At 45.4% G+C, this 22,998-nt stretch carries 19 protein-coding genes; 6 read left to right on the forward strand and 13 right to left on the reverse strand.

What is annotated here, in order from left to right:
* Positions 1-93: 93 nt before the first annotated feature.
* The 4 genes from J4614_RS03390 to zirU form a co-directional block, all read right to left on the reverse strand.
* Positions 94-651 carry a peroxiredoxin gene (locus tag J4614_RS03390; RefSeq protein ID WP_001062620.1) on the reverse strand — a complete coding sequence of 186 codons (558 nt, stop codon included), beginning with the start codon at positions 649-651 and terminating at the stop codon, positions 94-96.
* A gap of 95 nt (positions 652-746) precedes the next feature.
* Positions 747-1,571, reverse strand: a complete 825-nt coding sequence (locus J4614_RS03395) for a ZirS family two-partner secretion-like system exoprotein (RefSeq protein WP_001527813.1) — start codon at positions 1,569-1,571, stop codon at positions 747-749.
* A 26-nt stretch (positions 1,572-1,597) separates the two neighbouring features.
* Complete coding sequence (gene zirT / locus J4614_RS03400; RefSeq protein WP_208293065.1) at positions 1,598-3,580, reverse strand: two-partner secretion translocator ZirT; 1,983 nt, start codon at positions 3,578-3,580, stop codon at positions 1,598-1,600.
* A 74-nt stretch (positions 3,581-3,654) separates the two neighbouring features.
* Complete coding sequence (zirU, locus tag J4614_RS03405) at positions 3,655-4,500, reverse strand: two-partner-like secretion system exoprotein ZirU (protein ID WP_000273676.1); 846 nt, start codon at positions 4,498-4,500, stop codon at positions 3,655-3,657.
* Positions 4,501-4,791: 291 nt separating this feature from the next.
* On the opposite strand from zirU, the gene J4614_RS03410 reads away from it, so the two are divergent.
* Positions 4,792-5,649 carry a GyrI-like domain-containing protein gene (locus J4614_RS03410; protein WP_077905324.1) on the forward strand — a complete coding sequence of 286 codons (858 nt, stop codon included), beginning with the start codon at positions 4,792-4,794 and terminating at the stop codon, positions 5,647-5,649.
* 389 nt (positions 5,650-6,038) lie between these two features.
* Positions 6,039-7,148: a hypothetical protein gene (locus J4614_RS03415; protein WP_000275497.1), complete on the forward strand. Its 1,110-nt coding sequence runs from the start codon at positions 6,039-6,041 to the stop codon at positions 7,146-7,148.
* Between the two features lie 213 nt (positions 7,149-7,361).
* Here the strand turns inward: J4614_RS03415 and J4614_RS03420 are convergent, their stop codons facing one another.
* Together J4614_RS03420 and J4614_RS03425 are read right to left on the reverse strand one after the other, a co-directional pair.
* The gene (locus J4614_RS03420; protein WP_001168013.1) at positions 7,362-7,598 is read right to left on the reverse strand and encodes a YgdI/YgdR family lipoprotein; all 237 of its coding nucleotides are present in this window, start codon (positions 7,596-7,598) and stop codon (positions 7,362-7,364) included.
* Positions 7,599-7,725: 127 nt separating this feature from the next.
* Positions 7,726-8,316 carry a TetR/AcrR family transcriptional regulator gene (locus tag J4614_RS03425; RefSeq protein ID WP_000208475.1) on the reverse strand — a complete coding sequence of 197 codons (591 nt, stop codon included), beginning with the start codon at positions 8,314-8,316 and terminating at the stop codon, positions 7,726-7,728.
* 77 nt (positions 8,317-8,393) lie between these two features.
* Between J4614_RS03425 and bdcA the strand changes: the two genes are divergently transcribed.
* The gene (gene bdcA, locus J4614_RS03430; RefSeq protein WP_000979086.1) at positions 8,394-9,107 is read left to right on the forward strand and encodes an SDR family oxidoreductase; all 714 of its coding nucleotides are present in this window, start codon (positions 8,394-8,396) and stop codon (positions 9,105-9,107) included.
* Positions 9,108-9,197: 90 nt separating this feature from the next.
* On the opposite strand, the gene J4614_RS03435 is transcribed toward bdcA, so the two are convergent.
* Entirely contained in the window at positions 9,198-10,067 is an 870-nt protein-coding gene (locus tag J4614_RS03435) for an aldo/keto reductase (RefSeq protein ID WP_023137138.1), read from the reverse strand.
* A 275-nt stretch (positions 10,068-10,342) separates the two neighbouring features.
* Complete coding sequence (locus J4614_RS03440) at positions 10,343-11,248, reverse strand: LysR family transcriptional regulator (protein WP_208293066.1); 906 nt, start codon at positions 11,246-11,248, stop codon at positions 10,343-10,345.
* A 118-nt stretch (positions 11,249-11,366) separates the two neighbouring features.
* On the opposite strand from J4614_RS03440, the gene J4614_RS03445 reads away from it, so the two are divergent.
* Positions 11,367-12,296 carry an aromatic alcohol reductase gene (locus J4614_RS03445; RefSeq protein WP_023214026.1) on the forward strand — a complete coding sequence of 310 codons (930 nt, stop codon included), beginning with the start codon at positions 11,367-11,369 and terminating at the stop codon, positions 12,294-12,296.
* A 457-nt stretch (positions 12,297-12,753) separates the two neighbouring features.
* On the opposite strand, the gene J4614_RS03450 is transcribed toward J4614_RS03445, so the two are convergent.
* From J4614_RS03450 to J4614_RS03470, 5 genes are all read right to left on the reverse strand, one after another.
* Complete coding sequence (locus tag J4614_RS03450; protein WP_023137140.1) at positions 12,754-13,956, reverse strand: MFS transporter; 1,203 nt, start codon at positions 13,954-13,956, stop codon at positions 12,754-12,756.
* Positions 13,957-14,334: 378 nt separating this feature from the next.
* Positions 14,335-15,111, reverse strand: coding sequence for an SDR family oxidoreductase (locus J4614_RS03455; RefSeq protein ID WP_023137141.1), 777 nt, complete (start codon positions 15,109-15,111; stop codon positions 14,335-14,337).
* 179 nt (positions 15,112-15,290) lie between these two features.
* Positions 15,291-16,595 (reverse strand): aromatic amino acid transport family protein, encoded by a 1,305-nt coding sequence (locus tag J4614_RS03460; protein WP_000807034.1) that lies wholly within the window; start codon positions 16,593-16,595, stop codon positions 15,291-15,293.
* Positions 16,596-16,740: 145 nt separating this feature from the next.
* Positions 16,741-17,928 carry a mandelate racemase/muconate lactonizing enzyme family protein gene (locus J4614_RS03465; RefSeq protein WP_000704980.1) on the reverse strand — a complete coding sequence of 396 codons (1,188 nt, stop codon included), beginning with the start codon at positions 17,926-17,928 and terminating at the stop codon, positions 16,741-16,743.
* Positions 17,929-18,173: 245 nt separating this feature from the next.
* On the reverse strand, positions 18,174-18,953 hold the full coding sequence (locus J4614_RS03470) for a helix-turn-helix transcriptional regulator (protein WP_208293067.1): 780 nt from the start codon (positions 18,951-18,953) through the stop codon (positions 18,174-18,176).
* Between the two features lie 324 nt (positions 18,954-19,277).
* On the opposite strand from J4614_RS03470, the gene J4614_RS03475 reads away from it, so the two are divergent.
* Positions 19,278-20,201, forward strand: a complete 924-nt coding sequence (locus J4614_RS03475) for a LysR substrate-binding domain-containing protein (RefSeq protein WP_001257182.1) — start codon at positions 19,278-19,280, stop codon at positions 20,199-20,201.
* Between the two features lie 360 nt (positions 20,202-20,561).
* Positions 20,562-22,991, forward strand: a complete 2,430-nt coding sequence (locus tag J4614_RS03480) for a DMSO/selenate family reductase complex A subunit (protein WP_208293068.1) — start codon at positions 20,562-20,564, stop codon at positions 22,989-22,991.
* Positions 22,992-22,998 lie beyond the last annotated feature (7 nt).

A 22,998-nucleotide genomic window follows, 5' to 3' on the forward strand; every position in this document is an offset into this window, starting at 1 on the left:
GTGTTAAATGTGGGGGCACTACAGGAGGATGTCTGCGCCCCTGCATTGCCGGTTATTCGGTTCTCTGTGCAGGGACGGTGCTGATATAAGTGATTAGTAAACAGGAAGATGAGTGATATCTCGTGGTACAATAACACGCGTAACCACATTGTTTTCATCGCACTCTATCAACGCTCTGGCAAAAATACTGAGCTCATTAATTTTCAGCCCGGAATTATCCAAAAACTGGCGGCAAGCGTAGTCAGAAACAAAGGTTATGCCGGGATGAATATCATGTTCCCGAATAAAACGGGCCTGAGCAAATGGCGTATCCATACTCAGCACATATACCGCCCGGTTTGAGTGGCTACCCGCTGATTTAAGGCGGTCACTATAGTCTTTTACCTGCCATTCACAAACCGGCGTATCCAGTGACGGGACGACAATAATCCGCTTTTTTATCCCCGGGATACAGTAACCCGGTAATAAATTATGGCTCACCAGCCCCTTTGTGCAGGGTAATGGTTTGCCTTCAGCCAGTATACCGGGTTTGAGGGTCAGCTGCGTTTTGCCAAAGGTGACAGCGTGTTCCTGACCCAATGAGATATAATCTTGTGTTGTTGCTGGTGTCATAAAAAGTTCTCCTTTTAACGTTTGTATTATTTTAGCCATAATAATTATTTAGCAATCTACTAAAGAACCAAGTCAACATCCATAATAAGAGCAGTGAAATAAAAGCCAACCCATTATTCATTGCTGTTTTTACTCTACTTTTTTATTGTCCCGGAGATAGTAAATTTATCTTTAATCAATTCCCCAAAATATTTATATGTCAATTTCAACTCTCCATTTGAACCTCCATTATAAGTTACCGTCTGCAGATACTCTCCGGGATTACCCCCGGCTTTGATATCGCATCGACTATTCCAACTTCCTGTTGAAAAATGCCCACACTGGAGATTGAGATTAGATATGGGGTTATTATTTATATCTTTAACAATAATTTTCACAACAGCACTCTCTCCTGGCATCAGTAAAGATTTATCTGCACTAATGACAGATAAATCTTTACTCAATTTAACTATACGTTTTGTTTCAATAGAATGGAGTTCAGAAACCATCGGCACAGGCGTATATCCTGGTGCTGAGACCATATCTGTTTCGTTATAATGCTCAATTCTTATCTTCGAACCTACATTATCCTCGCTGATAACAATTTCATATTTACACGGCTTTTCACGTAGAAGCTCATGCTGTGAGTCATCTTTCTCAACGCGATAATATGTACATACTGTGGTAGCCGTTTCATTAGCTTGATATTTTTCAGAATCAAGATCACTGACTCTCCCAACCATTCTTGCTTTTAAAAGCATGCCTGGTATAGGTATATATGATTCAAAATATCCATAATACCCATTCAATTCCAACCCATAATCACTCAACGGCGAACTAGGCCTGTGCCCAACGCTCGGCGCCGTAGGAGGAGAAAACATCCCGACGGTTGCCGCGGACGTTGTCGACGAATCCGCCAAGACGCTTATCGGCGCAGCCGCCAGAAGCAGGCTATAGATAATAAGATTATGTTTCGACATACGCACTGTTGATCCTTTTTAAAACATTAATTCGCATCAGATGCTGCGGTAGAACTCTTGGCATTTTCCTTATCAGAAATAATTCTGACCCGGATATATTTATTCTGAAGCGATTCCCCATTAAGACTATAAGGAAGAAGCCAGGTGGCTTTTGTCGCCCCCGGTACGGATTGCCAGGATTTCATTTCATCCGAGATTTCCCACTGATAATTAAACGCATCAGTACAGTCCGTGTTATTTACACAAAGCGTTCTGGCTCGCATTTCTGTTCCGACGACTGGCGCAGTAACGCTTCCGTTGGCTTCTTCAGTACCCGGCGTAAAAAGCACCTCCACAGAAGTGACCTTCTGCGCAATACTGTCTGACTGCGCTTGTAGTAGTACGGTACCCTTCACCGGATGTTTATCGTCTGGTCCGCTTGCTTCAATATGTAATTTGAGCGAGCGGGCATCATCGCCGATATGGGTCACCAGAACCCGTTCAACCCAATGGCCGTCACGCTCTGTACCACCGAGCGCTTTAAATGCCAGACCCGGCATATCTGATTGATACTTAATATTACGTGGTTTGAGCGATGCCCACTCCTCTTCAGAACGCTCGCGCACGTAGTGCCACTCAATAACCTTCCCCTCTTCTCCGGCAGGAAGCGGCGTACTGATAACAAAGTTGCCGTCCTCAACCTGAACATCGTCATTGATAACATTTATCCAGGAACGGAAACTGGTCTCATCCTGTGTCACCCTTACCGGGATACGCTCGGAGGTCACGCGAGTACCCCGGCTGTCAGTCACCGTTAAATAAAGGCTATACTCCTGACCGTCGGTCGCCGTCAGCGGAAGTTGTGGAAGGATAAGGCCGCTGCCCAGACTCCCCTGAAGCTGGAGTCCGGCGAGAAGCTCCGCATCACCCGACCACTCAACTTTCTCAATCGGGTAACGGCTATCTACCGTCGCCATTAATGTCACGAGCGTCCCGGACAGGCCTGACACTGGCATTGCCGTAATGCGGATTTTACTGGCCTGCTCCCGATACGCCATGACGATATCGTAATTACGATCGACAAAGGCACGCCGATTAGTCGTATTTGACGGCGCCCCAACGTTGCGGTAATCAAGCTGTTCATGTAACGGCGTACCGAAGGAATAGTTGACTCTCAGACCGCCCTCAGCCTGCGATCCGCCATTACCGGCGTCCCGATATCCTGCTCTGACCTCAAGCAAGGGGACAGGATTCCAGACCAGAGCCGCACCTGCGGCGCGGGGATTCCGGCTTAATGTACCGTTACCCAATAGATCAACTTTATCCCCGTAATACTGTTCATATGTCAGCTCGCCACTGAACCAGGGAAAATCGGGGAGCGTGCCTTTTGTTCGCAGATCAAAGCCATATGCCGGACGCTCATCATGTAATTCATGAACTGCTGACGTTTTCCAGCCGGTGAGAGGGAAATAATAGTTGCCGGAAAAGGCCAGACTGTCTTTATAGACTTCCCCGCCAATGCCGCCACGCAAGTGGGAATAACGGATGTCGGCATCCAGAAACGTATTGACGCCGAGCAGCCATCCATTGACCTCCTGGCGGTAACCCACACCAACGTTAACATAGGTGCGGCCATCGAAACGGCTGCTGTCGTGGTCGCGAAAGCCAAGCTGGCCAAAGAGTAAAGACGATGTCGTTTCCTGGACGGGAATAAACATATCGAACTCTGATGAACGATATTTCGCGCCGTCTTCAAGATTGACGCCACCACGGAAAATAATCTCCGGAAAAGCGCTCTTCATCCCCTCGTTCACCAAATGATTAGCGGCTTGCCCTGGTAATGCCTTTATTTTTCCTTTGGCATAATCCTCCAGCGTCCCCTCCTGCAGATGCGGAGAAATAGACGATGCCGTCCCCGCAATCCACGACTGAATTTCATTATCGCTATCAGCAATGACCGGGAGTGGAATCTGACTGGTAACAATGGCCCAGGTTATATATTTAGTAATGGGTTTTTTAGAAAAAACCACTTTATTGTCTCCTGCTATATCCCCCTGCCTGGCAGAGGGAGTATTTAAATAAGAGGTTTATTTAGCGATAACCATCAGCGACGGATAGCGCGTTTATTCTCCGGCGTGGCTTTCGTCGTTTTAGGCGTAACGTGGACACGGAACAGTTTATTCTGCTCAGTTCCCTTAATAATATATTTATGTTTTTCAGCGTTAGTATTATTCAGATCGGTGAACTTATCTGGTGTCCCGGCATCCGCCATCTGCCAGGTAAAGTTATAATTACTGACCTCACACTCAGCCGCCGCTGTGGCGGCACATTCCAGTACCGCTTCAAGGGTGCCGCCCACCACTGGAGTGTTGGCGTCATTGGTACCGTTGAGTTCATCAGTCGGTTTACCACTTTCATTCACCACATTGATAGTGACAGAACGTAGCTTATTAGAAATTGTACCGTCTGCGGCGGAGTCGCCGCCCACGCCAGAAGATGAAGAAGTTAATAAGACAGTGGCAGGCAAGAATGCACTATCCGGCGTCCCCGTTGCCGTCTTAATCCGGTAAACGATTTTAATTTTTTTACCGCCTGCATCAGCAGGAATGGTAAAAGCCGTCCCGGTTGCCGCCGGGGTTCCAGAAGGATCGGCAGCCTCATTATCCACCAGGTACCATTTAATATCGTCGGCATTATTCATTTTATCCAGCGATAAGGGATCCCCATCCTCATCCCTAATAAAAACATCCGCTATCTGGAGGGTTGAACCGGTCGTCAGTTCCCCAGACACTTCTATCTTTTTTGCATTAGTAGTTGCCACAGGACGGTGACCAACAGAAGCAGGTGTAGCAGAAGAAGCCATATCATTGGCTCTGGTATTCGCCACCGCCTCTACTGAGACCACGGATGCACAAATCGCTAACGCTAATAAAGATTTTTTGAAGTACAAAACAATTCCCTTTTATTAAATCATTAGAAATAATTACGAGATTTATAATCTCACGAGCTAAAAATTCAGGGTTATTCAATCATTTTAACCCCCTGTGAAATTATGCCCTTCGCCATGCTAATTACTTAGCTTTACAGGCAAAAACCGATCTCCAAGTGTAAAGTTTATTCAAAAACGTCAAGCAATTTAAATATTTCTTGTTTTGCCAGAAAAGCTAACAACCCCACTAGTTTAATAACACAGTATGTCAAATACCTTAAATGTTTATATTTTCGGCTTCAATAAAGAGGAATGATGATGAAAAAAGCCATAATAATCTCAGTATTAGAGCAAATAGAAAAAAATATTGAAGAGAGGATTGATATTGAAAAGCTGGTTGTTATAACAGGTTATTCGCGAAGGAGTTTGCAGGATTTTTTTAAAGAAAAGTGTGGAGTCTCTATCGGAAAATATATCAGACAACGCAAGTTGAGCAGAAGCGCCACTCTGCTAAAGCTGACCTCTCAGTCGGTCACAGATATCGCGTTCAGAATGGGGTTTGATTCAGTGCAGTCCTATAGTCGAGAGTTCAAAAAAACATTTGGTGTCAATCCCAATAACTATCGCAAGGCTGATTTCTGGGATCTCAGAAACCTACGGCCTCCCTACTGGCTTGACTGTGATGAGCATTATCAGTTCGAAATTTGTCAGCTTACGTCAAAAGAAATTTTCGGATTTCAAACATCTCATCAGATCGCAACAAATGACCTTCCTAAAAAAGCGTCGCCTATAAAATGGAAAATCATTCATGAGACGCTCAGAACGTGGGGCGAAAATGTGTATTGTCTCTCGTCTTTTAAGCCGGATAATACCAATGACCAGGTCATCGCCGTAAGCAGTTTTTTTGGTATGGAACATAATTCCGTCGATGGAGGCAAAATGCCCATGTCGAGGGTAATAAAATGTGGTAAATATGCAAAATTCCATTTCGTTGGTCATAAGGAAAAATATCAACAATTTTCCAATACAATATATATGTGTATATTGCCAAAACTGAATCTTATCAGGAGAGAAGGAGAAGATATTGAATACTTCCATTTGGCATCCGTCCAAAAGCAACAGAATAATGAATCCATTGTCGATCTTTATTATTATATCCCTGTACTGTAATGACTTCGTACCATCCACGTATTTCATCTGAAAAGCCTTCTCTTTTCAGAGCGGTAATAAAACTCTCAGTATTGATTCTGATAAAATAAGTGACTATTAAATAAGTTAACATTTTGAAAGGATTGAGAAAATAACTTGTTGTCACGCAACACCGGAGCCAGGTTTCTGACAGTACTGTACGGTGTAGTGATCAGGTAATATTGGCTACAGTTTACGGTAAAAGCAAAGTCCATACTTTAACTATTAATGGGAGTATGCTGGCCGGGCGGCTTGCGGGGCCTTCATGCTCCCACATCTATAATGTTGGTATGATTACATTCTCTCTATACTTTCCTGTGCTAACCTTTTATCTCGTTGAGATAACGTTTAATTAAAATGTTCTCTTTTTGATGTACATTATAAGAGGAGACATTATTCATATTTTCGAAATCAGGGCAGACGATATGTATACAACCATCAGAAACACAGCGCTAGCAATGGTAGCTTGTTTTTCGTATATCGCACATGCCAGTACCCCCCCTCCTCTTATTATCACCAGGGGAGCCGGAGGAGACGCCTCCGGAGCCACAGTCATTCATGATAATTGGCGGCATGGCACTCCTGACCTGGTCAATCTTACCGATATCCCCATAGATAAAATCAGACCAGAAAAATACAGTTGCGTACTGATTATTGGGCAAGGAGCTATAAAAGAAATGCTTCTTGCGAACAATGCCTCAGCAATACTTTCCGGAAAAACTGTTGGTCTTTATAGTCATCTGATCGATCAGAACGCGCTCAGATTACTTCGGCAATTGCAGAACAAAGTGAGATTCAATCTCTTTTTTACCCGCTCACAGATAACTCTACTAAAACTAAGGAACATTTCAGAATATAATTTTTTGAGTTCTAAAGTAAATAATGTCTGGGGACAAGACTCACTAGCAATTGAAACAGTGGCACCTGACAGGGGTAATATACCGGAAAAAGCGCTTCCCCTCAAAACAACGGATTATGTGATCTGGCTGGGTGGAAACTATACTACCTCCTCTGGTACGCAGCGTATCTTCACAAACGATCAGATTGTTGTAGCCCTGAAACCACTACATAATGTTATTTCATCAAACGCATCGATTGCTATTATGCTTTCACCACGTTTTTTTGATAATAGCATGAGTAAAGAAGCAAAAGTTAAACGACTGAAGGCAGTACTTAACACCTTTTCGCGAAACAGGGTCACATTTTATATGAGTAAGGAGATGCTTGCTAATCTGAAAGAATTTGATTTGCCTGTTCAACTATCCCCTTCTTACGCGGAGCTGATGCGAATGCCCTGGGCCAGCGCTACCCAGCATTTTGCCTCTGTGGATCAATATAACCTGTTTGCTGATCTCATACCTAAAGTCACGCCGTTTCTTCTTGAACCGAATGATGCCGATCAAGCTCTCTATGCGACGGATTATCTTAATACCCGGCGTGTAAGTCTGACCCAAAATATTCTTAACCATGGTTGTGACTAAATAAAACGCGCAGAATCCGGGATAGTTAGCAATCCAAAACAGACCGTTAGCCATGAGTACTGTTTATCTTCACTATACAGGGAAAAACCAAATAACTGACGACACAAATCAAGCTGAGACCCTGTATTCGGCTATACAGGCACTCTATTCAATTCAGGCCCAGAAACAGTCCGGTACCCATACTGGACACGGCCTCCCAACTGCTTTAGCGCATTACCAGTCCAGCTTCGATGCGCCTTCTGTCGTCTGCACTATTTCACTGGTTTTAATGACGCGATGATAACCATAAGCATCAGCGTATTTCGTCATTCCGGTTGCGGTGTCAACCTCCGGCTTACCCTGCGTTTCAATAATATCTCCCGTCCGGGTCGTCATGGTATAGGTCGTTGTACATCCGGCTAGCATCAACACTGATAAGCTAAGTACCGTAATAAGACTACATTTTTGCATCTCTCGTTTCCCTGACACCTCTATTTTTGATGTACTTTACCGAATACCGCAACGGCAAGATGGATGATTAGGGCTATTGCTCCCTGTTTGCCCGTACTGATTGGCTCAGGTTTTTTGATGCGCTGCGTTAATCCGGTAGTAATCGCTCCAGCACATCTCCAGCCAGAAGTACGCTCTCCTGAAGACGCTCCAGGCTATACCCCGCTCGCGCCTTGGCGGAAAGCCCCGCCATTAGCGTCCCCATAAAGTCAGTCATCCGGTCAGCCTCTTGCGGATACCGCATGGCGACATAAGTGCGAATCAGGTTTTCAGCAGCGATGTAAAACTCGCAGGCGGCCTCTCGTGCCGGTTTATCGTTACAATGAGCGCCCTCCAGAACCAGACATCCAGTGGCATCAGGATCGGCAACGTAACGTCTTGCCGCTTCCATCAGCACATCAATAAGGCACTTCGCGGTCGGGCGATCGTGACGCAGAAGCGCCCCGAGCGGAATCGCGTCGGTCATCCTGTAACGCTTTAATACGCGGGTATACAGCCCCAGCTTGCTGCCAAACGCCGCATAGAAACTGGGAGGATTGATCCCGAACGCTTTTGTCAGATCCGCTACGCTCACCGCGTCGTAGCCGCGCGAATGAAATAAGTGTTGAGCGGTTTCAATGGCTTGCTCCGGATCGAACTGGCGAGGACGACCCGGCGTTCGACTATGTTTTGTAGTCATTACTACATAACTCCTTGACGGCATGATTTCATTACGCATATTGTAGTGGCTACTACAATATCATAAAGGACATCCTGATGATGCTATTTCGCAACAAATCTGTACTGGTTTTAGGGGGAAGTCGTGGTATCGGCGCGGCTATTGTACGACGCTTTAGCGCTGACGGCGCATCGGTCGTTTTCAGCTACGCCGGATCGCGCGAAGCCGCCGAAAAACTGGCAGCGGAAACCGGAAGCACCGCCATCCAGACGGATAGCGCCGATCGGGATGCCGTCATCAGCCTCGTGCGTGAGTACGGACCACTGGATATTCTGGTCGTCAATGCGGGCGTGGCTCTCTTCGGCGATGCGCTGGAACAAGATAGCGATGCGATAGATCGTTTGTTCCGTATTAATATCCATGCGCCTTACCATGCGTCAGTCGAAGCAACCCGCAACATGCCGGAAGGTGGACGCATTATTATTATCGGTTCCGTGAATGGCGATCGGATGCCCGTACCGGGAATGGCCGCGTACGCCGCCAGTAAATCAGCCCTGCAAGGGCTGGCGCGCGGCCTGGCTCGTGATTTTGGCCCCCGCGGGATTACGATAAATGTGGTGCAGCCAGGCCCCATTGATACCGACATCAATCCGGAAGATGGCCCCATGAAAGAGCTGATGCACAGTTTCATGGCGATCAAACGACACGGAAGACCTGAAGAAGTGGCTGGAATGGTGGCATGGCTTGCCGGCCCGGAAGCCTCTTTCGTCACCGGCGCGATGCACACCATCGATGGTGCCTTCGGCGCCTGACGGCCAGGCGAATATCATACGGTTGCCGTCTACGCTCCGGCAACCGTGTTAGAAGCTGTTCATGCGAGAAAACATCCGCAAGCGCCGCGATCAATCGTGGATTTTAACGCCAAGACAACCGCGAACAAATTCGGGATTAAAATGCTTCACCGCTTCGCCAACATAGCCTAAATCAAGTGTGTTGATTTGAGCCATTTCGTTATCCGTTAGTGAGAAATCCCAGATGGCAAAGTTCTCTTCAATACGTTCCTGTCGAGTGGATTTAGGAATAACCGTGACACCACGCTGCACGTTCCAACGCAGGACAACCTGAGCGATGGTTTTTTGATGGGCATCGGCAATCCTTTGAAGCATTTCATTTTCATACGGTTTATGTCTTCCGCCGCCTAACGGCGCCCACGCTTCAGGCTGAACGTTATAATGCTTCATGGTTTCCAGCGCGGCGGGTTGTGCAAAGTATGGATGCAATTCGACCTGGTTTACCATTGGCGTAATTCTGACGGTTTCACAGAAGTTGGCTAACACATGCGCATAGAAGTTGGACACGCCAATGGCTTTTAGTTTACCGGCTTCATAAGCGTCTTCCAGCGCGCGCCACGCGCTAAAATAATCGCCCATGGCCTGATGCAATAAATAGAGATCAAAATAATCTAACCCGGATTTTTTCAGCGACGCGTCAATACCTGCTTTGGCCAGATCGTAGTTAGCCATATCTTGCACCCACAGTTTAGAAGTAATAAATAACTCCTCACGGGTACACAGGCCTGTCGCGATGGCTTCACGAACAGCGTCACCAACGGCATCTTCATTGCCGTATACCGCAGCGGTATCGATAAGACGATAACCACTGCGAATAGCGCTTAACACTGACTGCTGACATTCTTCTTTGTCGGTTACCTTAAAAACGCCAAAACCCACCATAGGCATTTTAAGGTTGTTACTTAATATTGAATATTCCACGCTAAAGCACCCTTTCGTTGTAAAGACGCCATGATAAGAGCAAAAGACAGGTACAATGAGTATTGTTAAATCCGATTATTTTTATACAAAAAGTTCATTAATAACAGTTGTACAGATTTTTTATTGCATCCAAACGTTCAGTGCTTGCTATATCCTCGCCGTGTAGCACCTGTTTGATAATGCCTTTTACTTATGCGTCAAAACCAGTACCGTCATTTTGACCGTCTGTGAAAAAGTTTTCTGAACAGGCAATGCGATATCCGGAATAATATTTTTTAGCGAAGAGACTCCGGCTGGCTCAGCGCCGTTTTGCACCAGTCATAAAAAGCGCGTACCGTAGGCGGCAGAAACCTGTTTTGCGGATAGACCAGCGCAAGCGGCAAATCATAAGAATGGTTGTCCATGCAGGTCACCAGCGCCCCACTGTGCAGATACGGCGCAACCAGATAGCTGGCGACGCGAATTAACCCCAGCCCCTGTATTCCGGCCTGAATATAAGCGTCCGTATCATCGACAACCAGCGTCTCCTGCACCCGCATCGCGTAATCCTTCCCCTCACGCGTAAAAAACCAGTCGGTGGTACGCCCGGTGCGGTGGTTCAGGTAGCCGACCGCATGGTGTTTTTGCAGATCATCTAAATTTTCAGGGCTACCGTAACGCTCAATGTAAGTGGGCGATGCTGCTATCACCCAGTTAAAGCTGGCAAGTGGACGGGCAACCAGCGTGGTGGAATCATCGATCCTGCCGGCCCGAATCACGCAGTCATACCCTTGCAGGATAATATCCTCCACGCTATCGCTGGAACAAAATATCAGCTCCAGCTCCGGATACTGGCGCAAAAAGGCCGGGAGCGTGGGAATAATGCAATGCCGGGCGAGAGATTGCGGCATCCCTACTTTAAAACGCCCTTTGGGTTGTGCCGCCCGGCCGGGAAATGACGACTCCATGGCCGCGATATCTGCCAGCACTCTTTTGCACTCTTCGTAGTAACGCCGCCCCTCTGCGGTCACACTAAGTTTGCGAGTTGTACGTTGCAAAAGTTGAATCTTAAGCCAGGATTCCAGTTCTTTAACCACTCGCGATACCGTTGAGCGCGGCACGCCCAGCACTTCGGCGGCTCTGATAAAACTATGGGTATCCACTACGCAAACATAGACCTGCATCGCTTCCAGCTTGTCCATTTTCCCCCCGCCAATTATCCCATTTATCAGAACAGTCTAACCCGTCTTCGGCGTCTTATCGAACGCAGATCCCTGACGTAATCTCTATCTACAGGTGAATCAACACAGAGAGGTGCAAATGAAACAATCCAATAATCAGGTGGGTGAAAAAGTATTGGTGCTGGGCGCGGGACAACTGGGGGCGTCAGTGCTGGCGTCGTTGGTTCCGGCGGTCACACAGCGTAATGGTTCCGTTTGCGTTATTGTGTCAGGGCGATCCAGGGATAAACAGAGCAAACGACGTTCCAGCATTCATCAACAACTGGCGGATGCCGGTGCGCGGTTTATCCCGGTCGACATCGCAGACAGTTCGGTTGCAGCGTTAAAAGATCAATTCCACGGTTTTGATACGATCATCAATTGTATGGGGTTTGTCGCCGGTGCGGGTACCCAGATAAAAATCACCCGCGCGGTACTGGAGGCGGGCGTTAAGCGCTATTTCCCCTGGCAGTTTGGCGTGAATTACGATGTGGTCGGCAAAGGCAGCGGCCAACCGGTGTGGGACGAACAGTATGACGTCAGGACGCTTTTGCGCGAGCAAAACGTCACAGAGTGGGTGATTGTTTCAACCGGTATATTTACCTCTTTTCTCTTCGAACCGGCCTTTGGTGTGGTCAACTTAGCCAAAAAAACCATCAATGCCCTCGGCGGATGGGAAAGGCAGGTCACCGTCACGTCGCCTGCGGATATTGGTCGCCTGACCACTGAAATTTATCTGCATCAGCCGCGTATCACTAACGAAGTCGTCTTTGTCGCGGGGGAAACGACCTCTTATGCAAAACTGGCGGAAACGGTCGAACGCGTGACGCAGCAAACCTTTACCCGAGGCGTATTGACGCTACCTGACTTACAGGAGCAGCTCCGTTTACATCCGCATAACCCAATGCTGCGCTATCGCGTCGCCTTCGCGCGTGGTGACGGTATGTGGTGGCCGATGAGTGACACCTGGAATGCACAACATCATCTGCCGACACAGGATATTGCCGCCTGGCTGAAAACACAGCAATGAGAACGGCGGCATCAGGCGCTCGCTTAATCCCCATGCCTTCTGCCAGCATCAGGCGGCGGGCGTGGCTACCTTGCGTTAACAAGAAACCAGTACGCATCAGTGCCTAGTTATGTACTCGTGCTGTAACACCATGTCTGATAATGCTTTTTTCTTATCTGCAAAAACTGATGCCGACATTTTTACCGTAGGGAAAATAGTTTTCCGTTTTGTGATCTAACGATGCTTTTAACAAAACGCTTTAATCCATAGAGATAGCGTCACGAATAGCTTCCGGTTCCGGCCCAAAACTGAATGCGCCCTCAAGAATAAAGGAAAGAATGATACTAAAGTGCTCTCTTGTTCTCATCACCCCAGAGATAAACACTAAAAAGCCACAGCTTGAATTGCGATTGCGGGTGTCGTTCCTCTTATTTTGCCATAACTTACACCGGTTACCTTCCTGACACTGAGGTAAATATTACTCATGCTTTACGACAACTGTCTTGTGACTCCTTTTTAAGATACACAGAAATGCAATGCCAACAGGGATAAGTGACCCCCATAATACGGCATTCCAGCCATAAAGATTCAGCAACGCACCGGATGAAAACGACCCGACAATCATTACGCCAAATACCACAAAATCATTCAGGGACTGCACCTGAGTCTTCTCTTCGGGGCGATGATAATCAATGATCTTCGCTGAAGCGCCGGTAAAGCCAAAATTCCAGCCAACTCCCAGTAATATCAAAGAGAGCCAGTAGTGAAAGATATCTGTTCCGCTGAGCCCGGCAAGAACAGAACCTGCCGTAATAAGCAATCCAGTTGCGGAAATCCGCAGCGCGCCGAAACGGTTAATTAACCTACCGGTGAAGAATCCAGGCCCATACATAGCAATAACGTGCCATTGAATACCCAGATTGGAGGCTTGTTGAGAAATTCCATGCATATGCATTGAAAGGGGAGCGGCGGTCATCAGGAAATTCATCACCATATACGCAACCGCGCCGCTAAACACGGTCTTCAGGAAACCCGGCTGCCGAACAATTTCCTTCAGAGAACGCCCTCCTGATTTGGCTGCCACGGCTGGCTCGGCAGGAATTACGCCCTTAAGAATGAAGGCTGAAATGGTTGCTACCAGAGCCTGAGCTATAAAGGTAATAACAAATGTGTGTGGTGGCAGAAGATTCATTGTTCCCGTCACCAGCATTGGCCCAATGACACCAGCTACCACACCGCCCCCCATTACCAGGGATAATGCACGCGCTCGCCTTTCGGATGTCACTCCATCCGTTGCAGCAAAGCGAAAACTAAGTGCCACTGCAGCGTAAGCCCCTCCCAGGAAAGCGGCAAGACAAAATAGCAAAAATGAACCAATAAAAACCGCAAGGGCAGCAATCAAGCCAGTAATCACTCCGGCCCCCGTCCCGACCATAAATGCGGCTTTACGTCCCTTTTTTTTCGCCAGTGCGCCAAAAGGAAGAATGCAGGCGGCCATGCCCAGGACAAATATAGTGATGGGGAGTGTGGACAGAGCACCACTGGGAGCTATGGCATTACCAACAATGGCACCGGTGGCGTAGAAGACTACAGAGTTAGCCCCGGCAAGCGCCTGAGCTAAAGATAAGCGAATGATATTATTATTCTGCGCAGCTACTGGCAGCGTGTGTTCCAATGTCATTAGTTAAATTATCCTGATTCATGGCGAGTACAATTTGATAGCGTTCCTTTCCTGCTTTTAGCCTGTAAAGTGCGTCTTTGCCCCAGCTCGGAATTAAATCGCCTTCAATGTATGTTTTGTGTCACAAACTATCTATTTAGTGAGGCATTAATAACCCAGTAATGGCTCTCCTCAAACTAATGGATATTTCCACAGACACGAATAACGTACTTAATCTTGTTAGTGTTATTTTCTGCGTATGATTGGCAACAGGTGAATAAATTTATCATGCTTCCTCTGCCCAACACTTCTGGTTCATCCGCATCAATGACATAATGTGAACAGGATTGAATCTGCTCCCTAATAACCACACACGGTTGTCCGCGTGTGGCCTTGTTATCAGGCGTTACGACCAGCCATCACACCACCGTCGATATCCCAAATCGCGCCACTAACCCAGCCTGTCTTGTCAGACAGCAGGAATGCTACCGTTTCAGCTATATCAACCGGTGTCCCCACACGACCAATCGGATGGAAGCTATCAAAGCTGTTCATTACATCCTTCACATCGTCTTTAGGGATAAAACCTTCGTAAATCGGTGTATGTACGACCGCAGGAGAAACTGCGTTCACACGAATCCCGTTGCTGCCCAACTCAATCGCCAGATTTTTAGTCAACGCATGAAGACCCGCTTTTGCCATGGAGTAAGCTGAAGACGGTGTAGCGCCTATAGCTTGCTGTGCCCACATAGAGCCAATATTGACGATAGATCCCTTGATACCTGCCTCAACCATATTGCGCACAACATCACGGGTAATGAAGAAAGTGGCACGGTTAATGCTCATATACATGTCGTAATCGGAAGGTTCGTGCTCGGTAAACGGTTTTGGGAAGAACACGCCAGCCGCATTCACCAGCAAGCTAACGTCTTTATGCTCCGCATTGATGGTATCCAGCACATGTTTCATTCCTTCTTCTGTCATCAAATCGGCAACAATAATGGCAACCTGACCTTCTGTCGCCAGAGCCTGACGGGCTTGCTCTGCTTTGTCCTGGCGATTGCCAATCAGCACCACGCTACCACCATTTTTCAATACCCGTTTCGCTGTTTCGAAACCCATACCGCTGGTACCACCTACTACTAACAATTTTTTACCTGTAAATAATGCGCTCATCGTTAACCTCTTAAATAATTGATTACTGCTTTTATGTGAACTAATGATGGCTTCAACGACGAGGACTGACGAATCAGAAGATTTTGCTGGCCGCTAAAGAAAATCTATCTCGCAATTAGCAACATCTAAGAGCCAGATTCTCTCTTAGATGTTATACCGTTTAATGACTTGTAAAACCTTTATTTTTCAAGGAGCTTAAATAATGGCGATACCACCAGCATAAAGCCCATTAGTGATACGAAAATTACCGCAGGGGATTTATATTTTTGTAAAGATGGCACTCGCCAGATCAGATAGCACGGAATAAGGCAAGAAACTAATCCAAAGGTTCCCACAGTCCATTGGAGTAATGCCATTGTAGACACATCGGCAACAACCCATCCCCAAAGAAGCACGATCGCAGTAAGTGTAACCAAATAAGGGAGAAAATTATTAAATTTCTTACCACGTACAATGAAGCGGTCTGCAATATTAATAATAATTCCTGATAATGCATCGTAAAAACCGAGATAAATACCAAAAAAAGAAGTTAAAATAGCAGAAATGCTTAGTAAAACCGAAAGTACTGGTATAAATCCGCCAGTGTTTTCAGGGATAATCTTTGCCATCAGCGCCAGCGCTGATGTATTTTGAGAAATCCCCATCTTTGCTTGTTCCGGGGTGGTTGAAAACATAAATGAAAACGCAAAAAACAGAACAGACACAACAAGGATAATATATGCTATCCGACTTGCCCTGAGAGCGCGAAATGTTGCGACTTTAGGGTCTGATTCAATTTTCCTGAATGCAATATTCATTGGATTAAGAACCTGAATAAATACAATCGAAAATAATGCAAAAGGGAGAGAAACCAAAACATCTCTCATTAAATCAATTAAACTGTCAGGGCTTGCCATGCTGACATTATTCATGTTCCAATAAGGGACCATCAATGCACCTAACACAATTATAATCATGAGTTTAAATACAATAAATGGCCCGGAAATTTTAAAGAGCAAACGTTCCCCACGGGAGGCAACCAGAACCATTGCTACCAACAATACCAGAGGAAACCATAACGTATCGGATAGTGAATGTTGAGTAACACCAAAACGCTGCAAATAACTGGAAGTATCATTAGTTATAGTAGCCGCATAACCCAGCATCCCCTTCAATATTGTAAAAAAATAGAGGAAGCTCAAAAAAGCCCCCCAGTTTCTCCCTAAATATTGCGTTATAGTCCCCGCATAATCTGTCTGTTTCGTTTCTGAAAGAGAGGTAATATACAATTTTGTTAATAGATAAACTATAGGATATGTAATAAGTAATGCAATCGCAGTTGCCCAAAAACCTTTAACACTCATTTGCAATGGCATAAATACAATTCCGGAGCCAATTGCCATGCCGATACACATTATTACCCAACCGACATCATAAGAAGTAAATGGGATTTTATTTTTTCCAACATTTTCCTTAACATTGTCTAATGCCATTTCTTGTTTCATTTATTGATAAACTCCAGGACAGATGTTCAGTAGGCAAATCTTTATATTAGATCTTATTACTTAGATCATATGGGAAGAAAAGATTCTGCTGTCAGATCTATTTCCCCCCATACTATTTAGTTAGTAGAATTCATTTCACCAATAATTATTTTTCACAGATAGTTACTATATTCATCCGTTTTTCAGCATCTTTTCTAAGTGTCATACCAAAACCGGGTGTTACAGGAACAGCAATTTTTCCATTTACTGGCTGTAAATCTTCTTCAAACAACTCCCGGTTACAAGATTTAAGATTAAAAGAGTGGTGCTCATGGATCTCAAAATTTGGAATAGCTGCTTCAAATTGTAATGCCATCGCGATAGCAAGTGGCGAACCACAATTATGCGCCTGAACCCCGACGTCAAAAGCATGTGCCAAATGAGCAATCTTCATACCTTCTGTGATACCACCAACCAGGCCAATATCAGGTTGAATCATGTCGATGGCACCTTGTTGTAGATACGGCAGGAATCCCCATCGGGTATATAATCGCTCCCCTGTTGCAACAGGAATGGATGACTCCCTGGAGACTTTTATTTGCGCCTCTGGACTATTGTAGTGGGTAGGTTCTTCCATGAACAAAATATTTAAATCAGAAAAGTAATCGGCTAGCTGTAACGCTCCGGAGGTTGAAGTAAGTGAATTCCATTCGATAATGATGTCACACTCCTCACCAATTCCTTCACGGACCGCCTCCATACGAGAACGCGCCAGTTTGCGTTCGGCTGGAGTAAACACTCCCCGTTTACGAATACGTTCCCCATTAGCATCAACATAAACAGGACAAAGCTTCACGCAATCATAGCCTTCAGCTCGCGCAATTTGTGCTGTTTCTCGAAATTCAGCAGGATCGTTAAGCATCAATGATTCATCGGTCCAACCAAAATGAAGCTGGCTCGCATAGCAACGCAAAGGTGCTGGTGTTTTTGCTCCCAGCAGGCGATGAACCGATAAGCCTGCGGCTCTGCCTTTTATATCCCAAAGTGCCGCATCCAAAGCGCTCATAGCCCCAAATATCACGGGGCCTCCCCCTAAGGCCCAAAATGAACGCTGTCGCATGATTTCCCATAGCGTTTCAGTATCATTAGGGTCCTGTCCCAGAAGAAAACGTTCAGCAAGTATACGAATCATCGGAGCAATAGCCTCTGATGCCGTACCATAAGCAAGGCTCGCTTCCCCCATACCAGAGATTCCTTCATCAGTATGTATTCGCACGTAAATTGGTCGCCACAAATCAAGTCCATTTTGCCCGGACAGATCAATTTCAAGTGTTTCTATCTTCGTAATCTTCACTCTAAAAACTCCTTTAGATAAATTTTTTCATCTGGCCGAATTTATCGCCCTGACTTTTGTTATTACTAAGTTCTTTCATTTATATATTATTTGGTACCGAAAAATTCTATACGCCTGATAGCTACTTTGTCATTTCTAAAAAAAGACAGATGATGTAGAGTAGCCGCCATTTATGTTACAGCGAAAAATATAAAAATTAACATACTTATTCAGTGAGTGAGGTAAGTCACATTTATAAAATAAAACTAATACCTTCTCTTCATATAATCCAGAGGAGCATATCCCATAGTAAGATGAAATGCATAAACAAATGCAGAACTCGAGCTATATCCTAAGTCTATAGCTATTTCTGTTACTCCTTTACCACAGTCGAGTAACTCAATAGCTTTCATTAATCGCAGGCGTTTTTTCCAGGAACGTAAACTCATTCCTGTTTCGATAGTAAAACGTCTTGATAATGTACGCCCCGACATTCCCAGTTCATGGCACCATTCTTCCTGTGATCGTGTATCCGACGGGTTTTCGCATAATGATTCACATATTTTTACCAATGATCGATTTTGAGGCCAGGGTAAAATAAATTGAGCGCTACGAACATTTCCCAGATGGTATAAAATTAACTGTATTAGTTTCTCTATATAAACTTCATCATTTATTCTTCTGTCTGATATTTCTAAGATAAGCGCCTTAAGGAATGGGGAAACATCAAAAATGGTAGGTTCCGACATGTCAAATTGATTATGAGCATCGTTAGCTATCCATAAGCTATTAAAATAAGCCCCTTGTGATGAGCCGACCTGATGTTGAGTTCCCGCAGGCAACCAGACAGCCTGTAATTTCGGCGAAATCAAAAATGATTGTTCAATTGTTTTAACCATTAAATCACCTGCTGTTGCATAAACGACCTGATGCCATTTATGCTTATGCTCAGGAAAACAATGAGCTGCAGGTATAAATTCTTTCCGTATGGCTAACGGATTCGGAGCGGTGATATGGTGCGCTATATTCAGTGAAGTCCATTCCATAATATCGCCTAAAATATAAAATTATTACATTAAATATACTGTCACTGTTAATGAATGAACACCAATGAAAAAATATTTCAACATCAAATAGAATAAATTCCTTGACGGAGCAAAAAAAACACGCTAAAGAGATTTTTGTATCGGCATCACTGATGCCAGAAAAAATCATCATAAACAAAGAAATAAATCATCAGCTTATTATCTTATTCAAGATAAGCAAAACAACGTTTATCCGGTTCCGCATGAGTATTTACATTGAAAATTGAGGAAGAAAATCTATCTCGATCACGTATACTAGTTCCATTGTATGAGATGGAGAATAAAATGCGTTCGCTTAATCGCTTGAAATGGCTGCACGCTTTTGAAGCAACTGCGCGTCATGGTAGCTTCACAGGTGCAGCCAAAGAGCTAGGCGTCACCCCGGCAGCCGTAGGACAACTGGTTCGGGCACTTGAAGACTGGGTAGGCCACCCCCTTTTACACCGTACACGTTCTGGTAAAGAAAGGCTCACGCTCGTGACTGAGGCTCAGGATGCGCTAAAAGAGATCACTCAAGGGCTCGATAGCCTTGAGTCAGGACTTAATAAACTGCGCGGTCGTCAGGCTCGATCCGTCGTCATTCTCACGGCCTCACAAGTTCTGGTGATGAACTGGTTAATGGAAAAATTAAATCGTTTTTCCGAAACGCATCAAAATATCGAGCTACGCCTGAATGTGACGGAAAAACTCATGGATGTGGCTCACGGAGAGGCAGATATTGGTGTTCGTTGTGGCAAAGGAGACTGGTCGGGGGTAAATAAGACATGGTTAATGGATGAGGAAGCTGTTCTGGTATGCAGCCCACGCATTGTACCGCCTGAGAAAATTACGTGTGGCGAATGGCTGGCAGAACAAAAACTCATTCATGATGATACCCTGCACCCTGGTGCAAATTTTCCTTCATGGGAAGAAGTCTTAGCCGCAACGCAAGCTCCAGCTACGCGTTATACAGGATTACATATTAACTCTACCTCAGCGGTTATTATGGCCACGCTTAGCGGCCAGGGTGTGGCAATTGTCCGCCGTGCGCTGGTTGAACAGTTAATTGCCACAGGACAACTGATACAACTTCATCCAAATATACGCTGGCCGCTAACATGGTCCTATTACATTGTTACACCACAAAAAGCAGTGATGCGTCCTGAAGTAAAAGTTTTTCATGACTGGTTAATTAATGATATTTTGATTAAAAATAGCCCAACCTCCTGAATTTCAGGAGGTCATCCTTTTAATTTTAGTGACTAAAGCCATCAAAGGCTATTTTTCATACACTTAAGATAGAAAATCTTTACTGCAACTAAAGTTTATCTCCCTTGCCCGTGCCATTATCCACTTCGATAATACCCACAATGAAGTAAAGGGTTCGTTTTCCGAATAGAGAAAAATTTGAATTTTACCCGTCAGGTAAATAGCTCAAACTTTCTTCGCCCTTAACTCATATATATTATATAAAAGCCAGCCTAATGTTAATTAATATCATTCATTATTACACAAAAATGAATATTCATATTTTAACACTGGCTATTTTTGTATGCTTTTTAAACAATGTCATAATAACAGGTGAACGTAATGGATCGTTGCGAGGAAGAACGGTTAATCGAAGTTCCTGTCTCCCGGAGAAAGCTAATTCAGGCTGGGGCAACAACAGGACTAATGGCCGCAGTGGGAGGATTATCATTACCATTCAGTTTCACAAGTCAAGCCGCGAACAAAACCGCTATCGTCGAAGATAAGGCCGTCTGGAGTTCCTGCACAGTAAACTGTGGAAGTCGCTGCCTGCTTCGATTGCATGTAAAAGATGATTCTGTTTATTGGGTAGAATCTGATACCACAGGCAACGATGAGTACGGAAACCATCAGGTCCGGGCCTGCCTTCGTGGACGCTCCATTCGTCGTCGTATGAATCATCCTGATCGATTGAAATATCCCATGAAACGCGTTGGTAAGCGTGGTGAAGGTAAATTTGAGCGGATATCCTGGGATGAAGCACTGGATACTATCGCGGATAATCTGAAACGAATTATTGCAAACTATGGCAATGAAGCAGTACATGTTATTTACGCCACAGGTGTCGCTGGCGGAAATATTACTAAATCATCAATGCCCTTCCGCCTGATGAATTCCTGCGGTGGCTTTTTAGGTCGTTACGGTACCTATAGTACTGCACAAATCACAGCGGGCATGAATTATCTCTATGGTGGCAGAAGCGGAAACAGCCCGGATGATATCGCTAATACTAAATTGGTTGTAATGTTCGGAAACAATCCAGCCGAAACACGTATGAGCGGCGGTGGTGTTACCTATTATGTTGAACAAGCGCGCGAACGCTCCAATGCGCGGATGATCGTTATCGATCCTCGCTACAACGATACCGCAGCCGGACGAGAAGATGAATGGTTACCCATTCGTCCTGGAACGGACGCCGCCTTAGCTGCAGCACTTGCCTGGGTTCTCATCACCGAAGATATGGTCGATAAACCTTTTCTTGATAAATATTGTGTAGGCTATGACGAGGTTACGTTACCAGCAAGCGCACCAAAAAATGGTCATTATAAAGCTTATATACTCGGCGACGGTCCGGATGGTATAGCAAAAACACCTGAGTGGGCAGCTCAAATCACAGGTATTCCGGCAGACAAAATTATTAAGCTGGCGCGTGAGATCGGCCAGGCGAAACCAGCCTATATTTGCCAGGGATGGGGGCCACAGCGTCAATCAAACGGAGAACAAACGTCAAGAGCCATTGCAATGCTCGCCATTTTGACCGGCAATGTCGGTATTTCTGGCGGCAACTCTGGCGATCGAGAAGGCACCTTTGATCTCGGTGTTGAAATGTTTTCCCCTCTAAAAAATCCTGTTAAAACTGAAATATCCTCCTTTACCTGGACCGAAGCTATTGAGCGCGGAACTGAAATGACCTCTACTCGTGATGGCGTACGAGGTAAAGACAAACTAGATGTGCCAATAAAATTCATGTGGTGCTACGCCAGCAACACGCTGATAAATCAGAACAGCAATATTAGTCGCACACATGAAATTTTGCAGAATGAAAATAAGTGCGAAATGATTGTCTGCATTGACCATTTCATGACCGCCTCAGCAAAATATAGCGATATTTTACTCCCTGACCTGATGCCTACTGAGCAGGAAGATCTGATCCCGCATGAAGAGGCCGGGAATATGGCATATGTTATTTTGGGGCAACCATCAACATCGCCAAAATTTGAACGCAAGCCCATTTACTGGACAATGAGTGAAATAGCAAAACGTCTTGGACCTGATGTTTACCAGACCTTTACCGAAGGCCGTACACAACATGAATGGGTTCAATATCTTTGCGCCAAAACGAAAGAACGTCATCCCGATATGCCGGATTATGAAGAGATGAAAACGGCAGGTATTTATAAACTTAAATGTCCGGATGAGCATGTTGTCGCATATAAGGATTTTCGCAAAGACCCTATTGCCAATCCCCTTAAAACACCATCGGGAAAAATAGAAATCTATTCTGAGCGACTGGCCAATATCGCAAAAACATGGGAATTGAAGCCTGATGAAGTCATCGATCCTTTACCCATTTACACTCCAGGCTTTAATGGCTGGGAAGATCCAGCCCGTCGCAAGTATCCATTGCAAATGACCGGGTTCCACTTTAAAGGCCGCGTACATTCCAGCTACGGCAATATTGATGTTCTGAAACAGGCCTGCCGACAGGAGATTTGGATAAACCCCATTGATGCCCGGGATCGTGGAATCAAAAACGGAGACACCGTTCGGGTATTTAATCAGTATGGCCAGACGTTGATTCCCGCAAAAGTCACACCACGTATCATGCCTGGCGTTACTGCTATGGGCGAGGGAATGTGGCTGAATGCCGATATGTTTGGTGACAAAGTCGACCACGGTGGCTCAATTAACATCCTGACAACACATCGCACTTCACCGCTGGCAAAAGCTAATCCTTCGCACAGTAATCTCGTTCAGGTCGAAAAGGCATAAGGAGTAA

The sequence above is a fragment of the Salmonella sp. 32031103-2018-00083-FB-01-SM-01 genome, from assembly GCF_017571995.1.
Classification (GTDB): Bacteria; Pseudomonadota; Gammaproteobacteria; order Enterobacterales; family Enterobacteriaceae; genus Salmonella; species Salmonella enterica.